Origin of the sequence: Streptomyces sp. NPDC057654, assembly GCF_042800135.1 — a bacterium.
Taxonomy (GTDB): Bacteria; Actinomycetota; Actinomycetes; order Streptomycetales; family Streptomycetaceae; genus Streptomyces.
The window spans coordinates 1-11,958 of the sequence record NZ_JBHVHQ010000184.1; the positions used below are offsets into that span (position 1 = coordinate 1).

An 11,958-nucleotide genomic window follows, 5' to 3' on the forward strand; every position below is an offset into this window, starting at 1 on the left:
GTCGTGGATCCGTCGGACTACGGCGGGGTGCTGAGCGCCCTGCGGTCCGCCGGGGGCGAAGTGGCGGCGGTGGACCCGGCGTTCCGCCGGAAGCTGGCGGCGAAGGCGTTCGGCCGGACCTGTGCGTACGACCGGTCGATTCAGCGGATTCTCGACCGTGTGACAGAGCCCGAATAGCGCGAATCCCATGGGGCGCGCCGCGGAAATCGCCTACTGTGCTGCCATGGATGTTCGGGCTTTACACGAGGAATCGCTCCGCTCGACCGGCCAATTCATCGGCGCCGTCCGTGCGGACCAATGGGACGCGCCGAGCCCCTGCGCGGGGTGGGACATACGGCATATCGTCAATCACCTGGTGGCGGGGAATTTCTGGGTCCGGGAACTGGGTCTGGGCCGCACGATCGAGGACGTCGGGAAGGAACTCGACGGCGATCTGCTCCAAGGCGACCCCGTCGCCGCCTATGAGGCCTCGGCCACCGCCGCTGCCGGGGCCTTCGCGGCCGCGGACGCCATGGAGCGGCTGTGGCCCCTTTCGTACGGGGAGCGGCCGGGGCGGGTCTACGCCCGGCAGCGCTTCATCGACGTGCTGATCCACGGCTGGGACGTCGGCACCGCGGCCGGGCAGGAACCGCGGCTGCCGGCGGAGCTCGTCGAGGCGTGCACGGCGATCTTCGACGCGCGTCCGCAGCTGCGGAAACAGTGGGGCTTCGCCGAACTCGATCCGGCCCCGGCCGCCGACGACCCGCAGGCCAGACTGCTGGCCCTGACGGGCCGCCGCGGCTGAGAGCGTCCGGGCGGCGGTGTCGCTACGGCGATTCCGCCGCTCCGCCCTCGGCGTCGAGCTCGGCCAGCACCTCCTGCGTGTGCTCGCCGAGCAGCGGGGGCCGCCGGTAGACGCCGGACGGGGTCGAGGTGAAGCGGATCGGGCAGTTGGGGAACACCACCGGGCGGGCGCCGTCCGGCTGGTCGACGGCGACGAGCATGTCGCGGGCCTTGACGTGGGGGTCGGTGAAGAGGTCCGCGGCGTCGTTGACGGGGCCCACCGGAACGTGGCCGCCCAGTATTTCCGCTATTTCAGCGGTCGTCCGCTCGGCCGTCCACTGGGTCACCACCTGTTTCACGAATTCGGCGTTGGCGACGCGCGCGCCATTGGATTCCGTCCGTTCGTCGCCCACGAGTTCCGGGCGGCCGATGACATCGCAGAGGATCTTCCAGTGGTTGGGGGTCGGCGCGGCTATCGCGCATTTCCCGTCCTTTGTCGGATAGATGTCGAAGGGCACGAGCTGCGGATGACTGTTGCCCGTCGGGCGGCTCACGACGCCGGTATACGAATAGCGGTAGACGGCCGTTTCGCAGAGGGAGACGATCGAGTCGACCATCGCCACGTCGACCATCTGCCCCTGCCCGGTCTCGCGCGCGTGCAGCACGGCGGAGACGATGCCGATCGCGGACAGCGCGGCCGGGTAGAGGTCGCCGATGGTCGGGCCGACCCGTACGGCCTCCGCCGCGTCGGCGCCCGTCATGCTGACGATGCCGCCCATGGCCTGCGCGACGACGTCGTACGCAGGCCAGTCCCCGTAGGGGCTGCTGCCGGTGCGCGGGTCGCCGAAGCCGCGGATCGACGCGTACACCATCCGGGGGTTGCGTTCGTGGAGCGCCTCGTAGGACAGGCCCCACCGCTCCATGACGCCCGACCGGTAGTTCTCGGCGAGGACGTCCGCGGTGTCGACGAGCCTGAGGAGCGTCTCACGGTCGGCGGGGGTGGTCAGGTCGAGGACGATGCCGCGCTTGTTGCGGTTGATGCTGCCGAACAGGCCGCCGATCTGCCGTCCGGTGTCGTCCTTGGTGAACGGTCCGGCGAACCGCGGGAGATCGCCGGCCGGCGGCTCGACCTTGATCACCTCGGCCCCCAGGTCGGCGAGGATCATGGTGCAGAAGGGGCCGGAGACGGCGCGGGTGAGGTCCACCACCCGGACCCCTCTCAGCGGCCCGGCGGGCGCGGCCTGCATGGGCGCCGCCCGCGCGTGCCCTTTGAGGTAGGCCGGTTCGTCCGGCTGCGCTGCTTGTACGGGCTCGTCCGGCGAACTCGGCTGGCTAGCCAACTCGTTCCGTCCCCTCGAAGGCGCTGATGTCGGCCCGGCACACGAAGCGGACCGGCCGGATGGTCAGCTCGCCGGTGAGCGCGAGCGCGGACACCGGCTGCGTGGGGCGCAGCCGCGGCTCGCCCCACGCGGCGGAGTCGAACACGGGCAGCCGCGGAAGGCCGCGCTCCACCGACTCGATGGCGTACGCCCGCTCGACCTGGACGAGCCGGCTGCCGCCGGGCGTCCGGGCCAGCTGCATGGTGTCCGTGAACTGCACGTCGGCGGCCGAGATGCCCTGCGGATGCAGCATCCGCAGGTCGAGGACCGGGCGCCCGCCGCGCCGGACCACGGCCGAGGCGCCGAGGTGGCGCAGGCGCACGTCGACCTCCGCCGCTTCGGTCCGGTATCCCCACCGGTCGGCGAGCAGCCGCCCGGCCTCGGCGCCCTGGACGAAGCAGGACACCTGGAACCCGCGGCTGCGGACGCCGCTGCGGCAGACGATGCGGGTCTCGGCGAGGGCGAACGGCCCGGCCTCGCTCTCGCGCGCCGTGAAGACCGTCAGCGTGATCGCCGGGGGGTTGACGGGGTGCAGGGCCGGGGGCAGCAGGTCGAGCCGGGCCCCGCTGTGGACCTCGTACACGGCCTGGATCATCTCCACGCCGCGGCAGACGAGGGGTTCGGTGGCGAGGTCGGCGACGTACGGGGCGCCGGCGGCCAGCGCCTCGGGGTTCGCGGTGCCGCTGAGCATCAGCGCGTCTCCTTCGCGAAGTGGGGCATGACTTCCGCGGCGAACATCCGCATGCTCTCCAGCACCTGTTCCTGCGGCACCAGATCGGTGGTGTTCAGCAGGAAGTTGATGGCGTCGACGCCGATGGACTCCCAGATCCCGATGGCCTTGATGATCTGGTCGGGGCTGCCGATCGCGATGCCGTCGGGGATCGGCCGCTGCTCGCCGGGGTCGTCGTGCCGGATCTGCGCGACGCTCCCCGCGGCCAGATTGCCGAGCGAGCGGTAGGCGGGTGTGGGGTAGACCTCGCGGGCCCATAACAGATGGCTGTTGAGGAGGCCGAAGCCGGTGAACATGGCCCCGCCGACGCGGCTCGCGACGGCGTCGTCCTCGTGGCAGAAGAGGTAGTTCATGGTGGCGACCTGGTCGTTGACGACCGCTCCGACGGGCTCGCACTGCTGGATCCGCTTGCGGTAGTCGGCGGTGCGCGCCTCCTGCTCCTTGAAGCTCGCCGCGGCCACGCCGAGGCAGCCGATGCCGCGGTCGGCGGCGTCGCGCTCGGTGCCCGGCGAGGTCACGGTGACCCACAGCGGCGGGTGCGGGTCCTGTACGGGCTTGGGGACGACGGGCCGTTCGGGGAAGGAGAACGTGGTGCCCTCGTAGGCCGTGCGCTCCTCGGTCCAGAGCCTGGGCAGCACATGGACGTACTCGTCCCAGGAGATCTTCGTGCTGTCGGGGTCGGCCAGGAAGCCGCCGAGTTCCGTGATGGTCGACGCCCGCGCGGTGCCCACGTCGAGGCGGCCGCCGGAGACGATGTCGAGCACGGCGGCCCGCTCCGCCACCCGGATGGGGTGGTTGATCTGCGGTACGCAGACGACGCCGCCATGGCCGACCCGAATCCTCTCGGTCGTCATGGCGGCGGCGGTCAGGAATACCTCGGGGGCCGAACAGTGGGAGTACTCCTGGAGAAAGTGGTGTTCCACCGCCCACGCCGTGGTGAATCCCAGTTCGTCGGCCAATCGACACTGTTCCAGCGCGTCTTGATAGGACTTTGTCTCGGCACCGCGCGCCAGCGGCTGCGGTACCGAAAGCTCGAAGAAGATTCCGAATTTCATGTGCCGCTCCTGTCAGGCCCCCGCGGGCCTTAGCACCCGTACTCCTCCGGCGAGGACCACGATGGGCTGGACGATGGCGCTGATATCGCTCAGGGGGTCACCCCGCACCGCGAGCAGATCCGCCCGCCTGCCCGGCGCGAGAACGCCCGTATCACTGATTCCCAGATGTTCCGCGGCTTTGGAGGTCGCCGCCGTCAGCGCCTCGCGCGCGGTCATTCCGATGCCGTCCTCCCCTACGAGGGCGGCGAGGTCGGCCGGATATCCGTCGAATCGCCGCTGGGGCACTCCGGCGTCCGATCCGGCGACCACGGGCGCCCCGGCCGCCAGCAGATTCCGGAAGACCTCGCGGATCTGTACCTGCTTCTTGTGGAACCGCGCGGCGACCGGCGAGGGCATGCCGGGCGCGGCATCGCGCATCCGGTGCATCGCGCCGCTGATGGTGGGGACGAACGCGATGCCGCGCTCGGCCATCAGCTCGGCGGTGGCCGGGTCGTACTCGATGCCCCGCTCGGTCTCGAACAGGCAGTGCTCCAGCGTGCGCGCCCCGGCGTCCGCCGCGCGGCGGATGCTCACGGGGTCATACGCGTGGACCGCGACCGGCACGCCGAGCCGGTCGCTCTCCTCGACGCAGGCCCGGACCTCTTCGGCGCTGTACTGGGGGCGCAGCGGGTTGCTGCGGGGGGTCAGATTGCCGCCGCTGAGCATGAGTTTGATCCAGTCGGCGCCGTCGCGCACCTGGCGCCGCACGGCGACGCGGACCTCGGCGGCGGTGTCGCATTCATGGCTGAACCAGTGGCAGTGGCCGCCGGTCACGGTGATCGGCCGGCCGGTGGCCAGTACGCGCGAGCCCGGTACGAGGCCGTCGGCGACGGCGGCGCGCAGCGGGAAGGCGACCTCGTTGACGGTGCCGAGGTCGCGGACGGTGGTGACGCCGGACTCGACGGAGGACCGCAGATTGCGCACCGCCCGTACGGCCAGGGCGGCGTCTCCGGCGCGGGCCTCGCGGCGGTAGTCGCGGATGGGGGCGTCCGAGCCGGAGAGGGCCATGTGCGCGTGGCCGTTGATGAGGCCGGGGAGGAGTGTGGCGCCGGGCAGGTCGATGTGGAGGATGTCGTCCGCGGCGTCGTGGCCGAGGTCGGCGCGGCGTCCGACGGCGGTGATCAGCTCGCCCTCGACGCGGACGAAGCCCTCGCGGAGCGGTTCGGGCGCGGTGCCGTCCCAGACCCGCTCGGCTGTTATCAGACATCGGTTCACGCGCTGCTCACCCACGTCCCGCCCCTTCCTCCACCACGTCCGCGGTTCTCCTGACAGGAAAAACGGCTTTTCGGAAGTTCGCTTTCGTGGCGGAGGGCTCTTCACTCCGTATTGTTGACTTTATCATTTCAACACGAGTTCGCGCAGTGCTGCTTCAATGATTCGGTGCCCGACTTCCCCGCGCAGACTGAGGATCGGCTCCGGATGGAATTGCACCCCTGCCACCGGCATACTCCGGTGCTCCACCGCCATGACGATCCCTTCCGCCGTCCTCGCCGTGATCTCCAGGCACTCGGGCACCTGCGCCGCGAAGATCGAGTGATAGCGCCCGGCCGCGAATCGATTCGGGAGCCCGGCGAGCAGCCGGCCGCCCGCGACATCGACGGGCGACGATTTTCCGTGCACCGGTTCGGGAAGCAGCGAGAGGCCGCCGCCGAAGTATTCGACGATCGCCTGGAGTCCCAGGCACACACCGAATACGGGAATGCCCAGCCGCAATGCGGCCGACAGCGTCCGGCGCGTATCGAAATCCGTCGGACGGCCCGGTCCGGGCGAGAGGACCAGCAGATCCGGGCGCTCCGCCGCCAGCCGCTCCTCGGACAGCGGCGCGCGCAGCGTACGGACCTCCGGCGCGCAGCGTGCGGAAGACGGCGGCCGGTGAGCGTTCCGTGCGCCGCGAGAACAGCCGGGTGAGCACCACTTCGTAGAGGTCGCCCCGGCCGAAGGCGCGCCTCGCCTCCCGGACGAGGTCCGCGTAGCCGCCGCGCGGGGTGCTCTCGGCCACGGGCCCGCCCACGGTGCGGGGCGTGCGCCGGCCGCCGCGCGGCAGCCCGCCGGTCGCTCCCGCCTGGGACCGGAATTCGTACCGCCGCCGCTCGGCGACGCCCCGGCCGGGGTCGACGACGATCAGCTCGTCCGGCAGGTACAGGACGAGGTCGCGCCGGTCGTCGGGGCGGGCGAGGCGGAGGCGGGCCGCCTCGAACTGGAAGGCCAGGTCGTAGCCGAAGGCGCCGTACAGCCCGAGATAGGGGTCGGCCGACGAGTGCAGGAAGTCGCACACGGCGCGCAGGACGGAGAAAACGGACGGCTGGCGGCTGCGGCCCTCCTCGTCGAAGCCGGGCACGGGTTCGCGGACGACAGCGGTCAATTCGCTTTCCGCGGCGTGGACTTGGACTGTGCACCCCGCCCGCGGTGGTGAATTCATCCGTCGACATGACTGTCCTCCGGCCGGCGGCTCTTCGCCGCCGCGCTCCGCTGCCATCAGGTCCGCACACCCGCCTCGTCGGTATCGCGCCCGGGTCTCCGGGCGCGGGCTCATCTCCGGGACGGCTGGGACAGCCGGGACAGCAGCGAGGTCGCGGTGAGCGGGACGGTGTCCCGGCGGTCCGGGCCGACGCCCGCGGCGACGATCCGTACGTCCAGGAGCGCCGCCAGCCGGTCGATGTACCGACGGGCGGCGGGCGGCAGTGCGTCCGCGCCCCGGCGCGCGACGTCACTCCAGTCCTGTTCCGACCAGCCCGGCAGCCGCTCCAGTACGGGGGTCGCGGCCGCCGCGTCCCGCAGCCGTACCGGGTAGGCGTCCACGGTCCGTCCGCCCACCCGGTAGCCCGTGATCACTTGCACCTCGTCCAGGCCGGCCAGTACGTCGAGGTTGGTCAGCACCAGTTCGGTGATGCCCTCCACCTCGATGGCGCGCCGGACCATGGGGGCGTCGAACCAGCCGACGCGCCTGCGGCGGCCGGTGACCGTGCCCCACTCCCGGCCGCGGCTGACCAGGTGTTCGGCCGCCTCGCCGTCGAGTTCGCCGACCAGCGGGCCGCCGCCGACCTGGACCATGTACGCCTTGGCGACGCCGAGGACCGCGAACCGCTGGGCCGGTGACGTGCCGGTCCCCACCGTGACTCCGGCGGCGCCGGTGAATCCGCTGGTGACGTACGGGTACGTGCCCTGCTCCAGGTCGAGGCCGAAGCTCTGCGAGCCCTCGTAGACGAGATACTCGCCCGCGGCCCGCGCCCGGCGCAGCCAGTGCGAGGTGTCGCACAGGTACGGCTCCAGCGAGCGGCCCGCCGCGCCGTACTCCTCGATGAGCCGGGCGACTTCGTCGGCCACCGGCTCCTTGCCGTCCGGCCGGCCGAAGACCTTTTCCAGCAGGGCCCTCTTGAGCGGGACGATCCGGGCGAGCCGGGCGCTGAGCAGTTTCTCGTCGAGCAGGTCGACGAGGCGCAGCCCGATGCGGGCGACCTTGTCCTCGCGGCAGGGGCCGACGCCGCGGCGGGTCGTGCCGATGCGGCCGGTGCCGTCGGCGAAGCCGGTCGCCGCCGAGGTGGCCAGCTCCGCGCCGCGCCAGTCGTCCTGGGCGATGTCCTGCTCGATGTGGTACGGGAAGATCACATGCGCGGACTCGCTGATGCGCAGGTCGATGGCGAGTCCGCCGTCCCGGAACCCGGCCAGCTCCGTGAGCAGCGAGCGGGGGTCGATGACGCATCCGCTGCCGAGCACGCCGACGGCGCCGCGCAGCACCCCGGCGGGAACCTGGACGAAGCGGTGCTCGCCGCCGTCCACGACGACCGTGTGCCCGGTGTTGGGGCCGGCCTGGTAGCGGACGACGGCGTACGCGCCCTCGCTGACCAGGTCCGTGATCTTCCCCTTGCCCTCGTCGCCGGCCTGGCAGCCGACAATGACCAGGTCCATCAGGCACCGCCGGGGCCGGGCACGGCGTCCGCGAGTCGGCGCACGACCTGGTCGAGCGGCCGGGCGCCCCATACGCGGGTACCGGTCCAGGTCTCGCACAGGGAGCGGTACATCTCCGCGGCCAGATCCACGACGTCGCCGGGCAGTGGCGGGGGCGCGGGCCAGGTGGCGCGGGGGCGCCCTTCGCGCACCCAGTCCTCGACCCTGTCCTGGAGGCCGCTCGCGGCGTAGTGGTCGCGGAACACCTGCTTGCTGACGTGGGCCCCGTCGAGCAGCAGCCGGGCCTCGTCGGGTGTTCCGGCGTGGTCGACCAGGATCAGATCGCCCCGGTCGTCGCGGCCGAACTCGACCTTCCCGTCGGCGTGCAGGAGGCCGACGCTCCGCGCGTGCTCCGTGACGATCTCGTCCACGGCGCGTGTGCGCTCCTCCAGGGCGGCCTGCTGGTCGCCGTCCAGGCCGCCGGTCTTGGCGGCCTCGCCGCGGTCGATGAAGCGGTCGATCTCTTCGAGTTTGGTGGTGTATTCGATGGCCGGGCGGTCCAGGACGGCGCCCGGCCGGGGCGGCGCGGCCAGTCCGATGTCGGCCGGCGCGAGCCGTCCGAGCGCCAGGCGGCGGAGCACGGAGGAGCCGGGCGGGATGATGTTGCGGAAGATGACCTGGAGCGGGATCAGGTGGTTGACGTCGGTGGGGGCGAGCGGCTGGAGCTGCGGGTCGATGACGCGCAGGAGGGTGAACTCCAGTCGGCCCGGCGGGTGGTGGGCGCGGTAGTGGGTGGGGATGCCCGCGCGGGCGAACAGGTCGAAGTTGAAGGCCGCGATGCGGCAGCACGCCTCTCCCTTGTCCGGGATGCGGTCGGGCATCTTTCCGTAGTGGAAGACGGAGTAGTCGTCGGTGAACTCGAACAGCCCCACCCCGCTCCGGCCGGGCTCCGGCTCCCGCTGGGCGACCAGGTTCTTCGTCGAATACCTCTTCGGCAACGCGCTGTCCTCCCGCTCGCGGTCGGTCGACCAGGGGGTCCGTCAGTCGATCAGGGACAGGTCGTCGAGGGCGGGGATCCACTCGACGGTGGCGGGCGCGTTCCGCGCGCCGCTGAACCAGAAATCGCGCACCACGCCGCTGTCGCGCAGCTCGCCGAGCCGCTCCACCGCGGCCTGCGGGCGGCGGGTGAAGGCGTAGCACATGGGGCCTTCGGAGCTCATCGCGATGGCGTCGATCTCCTTGCCGTTCCGGGCCTCTTCCAGCAGGAATTTGACCTGGTCGGACTGCATGTCGATCTGCTTCTGCTTGAAGTAGCTCTCGTACGTGAGGAAGTTGACCGCCTCGCAGAAGGCCCGGTAGTCGGCCTCCATGACGGAGGTGGCGAGGTTCATCAGGACGGCGTGCGCGGTGCGCCGGGCCTCTTCGGCGGGGATCGGCAGCGTACGGGCGAAGAACTCCCGCTCCACCTCGCCGTGCATCTGATGGCCGTTGGGAATGATCACGAGGATCGGCCAGGACGGGAACTGCGTGGAGATCAGGACCGGGGGCCGACGGCCGCCGCCCGCGTACCGGGTGGGCACGAGGTAGCGCTTCGGGTCGTCGGAGAAGTCGTCGGGGTTGCGGTGTCCGCCGTCGACGAGGAAGCCGCCGCGCTCGATCAGGTTGGGGCTGGCGCCCGAGGTGCCCGCGCGTCCCGCTGCCCGCGCGATCTCCGCGCCGTCGATCGGCCGGCCGGTGAACTGGGCGTACGCCCTGCCGACCGCTACCGCGGTGGTGGTGCCGGAGCCGAAGCCGGTGTGCGGCGGAAGCCCCTTGGTGATGACGACGCGCGCGGCGGGCCCGTCCCAGGCGGCGCGCAGCCGGTCCAGGAGCGCGGTCACGGCCTCGGCGTGGGCCGATCCGTTCTCGTCGGTCTCGACGGTATTGTGCGCGGCCGGGAGGACCAGGGCCTCGAAGCCGGGTGAGCGGAGCGCCATGGAGGCCATGCCGTTGCGCCGGCCGGTCTCTCCGTTGAGGTCGATGAGGGTGAAACTGACGCGGCATCCCGTACGGATACGCACGCCCCATTCCTGCGAATCTGTCCCGGACATATTCTCTCCCTCGCGAAGCGGTGCGCCGGTTATTTGAGCGCGTCCGCGCCGGGGAGTTCGACGACCAGGTCCGTATACGCGGCGCCGGATTCGATCAGGCCCCATTGCTGCATCCACGCGTAGGACTTCTCGAACTCCTCGCGGGTGTACGGGGCGGGCTCCGCATAGCGCAGCCGTGGCAGGTGGAAGTCGTCCGGGGTGAGCTCGCCGTGGAATTCCTCCGGCAGCGAGTCGATCAGGTAGTGCAGATACCGGCGCTTGTCCGCGTCGATGTCGGCGATGGCCCGGCCGATGGCGCGGTTGCAGGCCGCGTACACGGCGGGGTCGAAGTCGGGCGCGGCCAGCTCCAGGCCCGCGTAGTGGGTCTCGATGACCTTCTGGAAGCCCTGCTTCTCCGCCAGGGCGATCCACGGCTCGGACAGCGCCACGACGGCGGCCTCGCCCTTCTTCACGGCGTGGTAGCCGTCGATGGTGTGATAGCCGACCGTTTTGATCTCGGAGGGCGTCAGGAACCCCTCCAGCATCTGGATCGCCGCGTAGTGGTTGCCGTTGTGGAAGCTCACGGCGATCGGAGCGTTCGCGAGCGTCTGCGGGTAGGTGTAGCGCGAGCCGGGGGCCGCCATCAGCGCCATGACCGCGATGGAGGACCGCTTGCCGATGATCTTCGCGCCGCGTCGGCTGTCGTGGGCCCGCCTGATCTGCCCCCATTCACAGGCCCGGTACAGGTCGACCTGGCCTTCCTCGAAGGGCACGTGATTGCGGATGGAGTCGACGAGCTGATGGTCTTCGGCGGGCTCGGTGAGAGTCTGCTCGGCCCGGTTCTCGACGAATTCCACTTCGATGTCCTCGGCCGCGAAGTAGCCGTGTTCCTCCGCTACCAGCCAAGGGAGTGCGAAAACCGCGGAGGGACCAATACCTTCGGTGCGAACCGTAGTCGTCACGTCGACGATCTCCTTCTCACAAAGGGGTTTTTCTCGCCCGGTCAGGCTAAACACAGCGATGCGGTCGGAGCAAGGGGCGTTCTGTTGAACAGAATTCCGCCGTCAGTAATGTCTCAAGGCGCACGGGAGTGGTCACGGGACTACAGATGCAAAAGTCATGGAATTTCACCGGTCCGCGTCATCAGGGCCCGCCCTCCGGTCGGTCCCCGGACGGGTGCGCGCGCCTGGCGGACCTTCAGCACCGCCCGCGCCCGGCCGGCGCCGAGCGTGAGGCAGACGGGGTGCTCCTCTCCGGAGAGCAGGCCGAACAGGAAGCCCCCGGCGAACGCGTCGCCGGCTCCGAGCGCGCTCGGGGCGGGGATGATCTCCGCGCCGGTCAGCAGATGGCGGCCGGCGGGGCCGTGCACGAGCGCGCCGCGGCTCCCCAGCGTGACGACGGCGAGCAGCCCGCGCCGGGCCAGCTCGGCGGCCGCGTCCTCGGCCGTCGCCCTGCCGGTGACCGCCGTGACCTCGGATTCGTTGCCGAGGACGATGTCCGCCCCGGCCGCCAGGAGGGCGTCGAAGCGCTGCCGGTTCTCCAGGACGAGGCGCCGGTCGGAGAGGGCGAGAATCCGCGCCGCGCCGATGGCGGAGGCGTGGGCCAGGGCGGTGCGGCCCACCTCCAGCCCCTCGTCGGAGGCGAGGAGATACCCCTCGAAGAGCACCGCGTCGCAGGGCAGTGGCCGGGCGAAGTGGGCCGCCACGCCGTCGCGCAGGGCCCGCAGCCGCCCTGGCTCGCCCTGCCAGATGAGGAACGCCCGCTCGCCGTCGGGCAGGAGCAGCACCAGACATCGGCCGGTGGCGCCCGTCGCGCCGTGCGCGCCCGGCGGCAGCGGTACGCTCACGCCGCGCGCGGCCAGGTCGGCGCCGATGGCCCGCGCCAGGCCGTCCGTCATCGAGGCCGTCAGCAGCGACGCGTGCCCGCCGCTCGCCGCGAACGCCACACAGGTGTTGGCCGCGCTGCCGCCCGCCGTCGCGGCCACCGGCCCGCCGGCGAGGCGCTCGACCGCGGCCTCCAGCTCCGCACGGTCGCGGAAG

Annotated in this window: 11 protein-coding genes and 2 pseudogenes; 2 read left to right on the forward strand and 11 right to left on the reverse strand. The window is 71.4% G+C overall.

Annotated elements, in window-relative coordinates; all coding sequences use genetic code 11:
• Positions 1-3 precede the first annotated feature (3 nt).
• Both ACFU99_RS16490 and ACFU99_RS16495 read left to right on the forward strand, forming a co-directional pair.
• The gene (locus ACFU99_RS16490) at positions 4-177 is read left to right on the forward strand and encodes a hypothetical protein (RefSeq protein ID WP_384391923.1); all 174 of its coding nucleotides are present in this window, start codon (positions 4-6) and stop codon (positions 175-177) included.
• A 46-nt stretch (positions 178-223) separates the two neighbouring features.
• Positions 224-784 carry a TIGR03086 family metal-binding protein gene (locus ACFU99_RS16495; RefSeq protein ID WP_384391893.1) on the forward strand — a complete coding sequence of 187 codons (561 nt, stop codon included), beginning with the start codon at positions 224-226 and terminating at the stop codon, positions 782-784.
• A 22-nt stretch (positions 785-806) separates the two neighbouring features.
• On the opposite strand, the gene ACFU99_RS16500 is transcribed toward ACFU99_RS16495, so the two are convergent.
• The 11 genes and pseudogenes from ACFU99_RS16500 to ACFU99_RS16550 form a co-directional block, all read right to left on the reverse strand.
• Positions 807-2,102: a CaiB/BaiF CoA transferase family protein gene (locus ACFU99_RS16500; protein WP_384391896.1), complete on the reverse strand. Its 1,296-nt coding sequence runs from the start codon at positions 2,100-2,102 to the stop codon at positions 807-809.
• Positions 2,095-2,832: a hypothetical protein gene (locus ACFU99_RS16505; RefSeq protein WP_384391899.1), complete on the reverse strand. Its 738-nt coding sequence runs from the start codon at positions 2,830-2,832 to the stop codon at positions 2,095-2,097. Before ACFU99_RS16505 ends, ACFU99_RS16500 begins: the two co-directional genes overlap by 8 nt.
• A complete protein-coding gene (locus ACFU99_RS16510; RefSeq protein ID WP_384391902.1) occupies positions 2,832-3,926 on the reverse strand; it encodes an LLM class flavin-dependent oxidoreductase in 1,095 nt (364 codons plus the stop codon). The genes ACFU99_RS16505 and ACFU99_RS16510 overlap by 1 nt, the downstream gene beginning before the upstream one ends.
• Before the next feature lie 12 nt (positions 3,927-3,938).
• Positions 3,939-5,195, reverse strand: a complete 1,257-nt coding sequence (locus ACFU99_RS16515) for an amidohydrolase family protein (RefSeq protein WP_384391905.1) — start codon at positions 5,193-5,195, stop codon at positions 3,939-3,941.
• A 108-nt stretch (positions 5,196-5,303) separates the two neighbouring features.
• A pseudogene (locus ACFU99_RS16520) lies at positions 5,304-5,813 on the reverse strand (gamma-glutamyl-gamma-aminobutyrate hydrolase family protein); the annotation flags it as partial.
• Between the two features lie 274 nt (positions 5,814-6,087).
• A pseudogene (locus ACFU99_RS16525) lies at positions 6,088-6,498 on the reverse strand (hypothetical protein); the annotation flags it as partial.
• Positions 6,495-7,871 carry an adenylosuccinate synthase gene (locus ACFU99_RS16530; RefSeq protein WP_384391908.1) on the reverse strand — a complete coding sequence of 459 codons (1,377 nt, stop codon included), beginning with the start codon at positions 7,869-7,871 and terminating at the stop codon, positions 6,495-6,497. The pseudogene ACFU99_RS16525 and the gene ACFU99_RS16530, both read right to left, overlap by 4 nt.
• Positions 7,871-8,848, reverse strand: coding sequence for a phosphoribosylaminoimidazolesuccinocarboxamide synthase (locus ACFU99_RS16535; protein WP_384391911.1), 978 nt, complete (start codon positions 8,846-8,848; stop codon positions 7,871-7,873). Before ACFU99_RS16535 ends, ACFU99_RS16530 begins: the two co-directional genes overlap by 1 nt.
• Before the next feature lie 42 nt (positions 8,849-8,890).
• Complete coding sequence (locus tag ACFU99_RS16540; RefSeq protein WP_384391914.1) at positions 8,891-9,940, reverse strand: beta-ribofuranosylaminobenzene 5'-phosphate synthase family protein; 1,050 nt, start codon at positions 9,938-9,940, stop codon at positions 8,891-8,893.
• 29 nt (positions 9,941-9,969) lie between these two features.
• A complete protein-coding gene (locus ACFU99_RS16545) occupies positions 9,970-10,881 on the reverse strand; it encodes an ABC transporter substrate-binding protein (protein WP_384391917.1) in 912 nt (303 codons plus the stop codon).
• A 155-nt stretch (positions 10,882-11,036) separates the two neighbouring features.
• A partial coding sequence (locus tag ACFU99_RS16550; protein WP_384391920.1) for a carbohydrate kinase family protein occupies positions 11,037-11,958 on the reverse strand: 922 nt, incomplete at its 5' end.

Bases quoted from the DNA above. Each gene is read 5' to 3' on its own strand.
- ACFU99_RS16530 (WP_384391908.1), bottom strand. From the start codon at position 7,871: ATGGACCTGGTCATTGTCGGCTGCCAGGCCGGCGACGAGGGCAAGGGG.
- ACFU99_RS16540 (WP_384391914.1), bottom strand. From the start codon at position 9,940: ATGTCCGGGACAGATTCGCAGGAATGGGGCGTGCGTATCCGTACGGGA.
- ACFU99_RS16510 (WP_384391902.1), bottom strand. From the start codon at position 3,926: ATGAAATTCGGAATCTTCTTCGAGCTTTCGGTACCGCAGCCGCTGGCG.
- ACFU99_RS16495 (WP_384391893.1), top strand. From the start codon at position 224: ATGGATGTTCGGGCTTTACACGAGGAATCGCTCCGCTCGACCGGCCAA.
- ACFU99_RS16505 (WP_384391899.1), bottom strand. From the start codon at position 2,832: ATGCTCAGCGGCACCGCGAACCCCGAGGCGCTGGCCGCCGGCGCCCCG.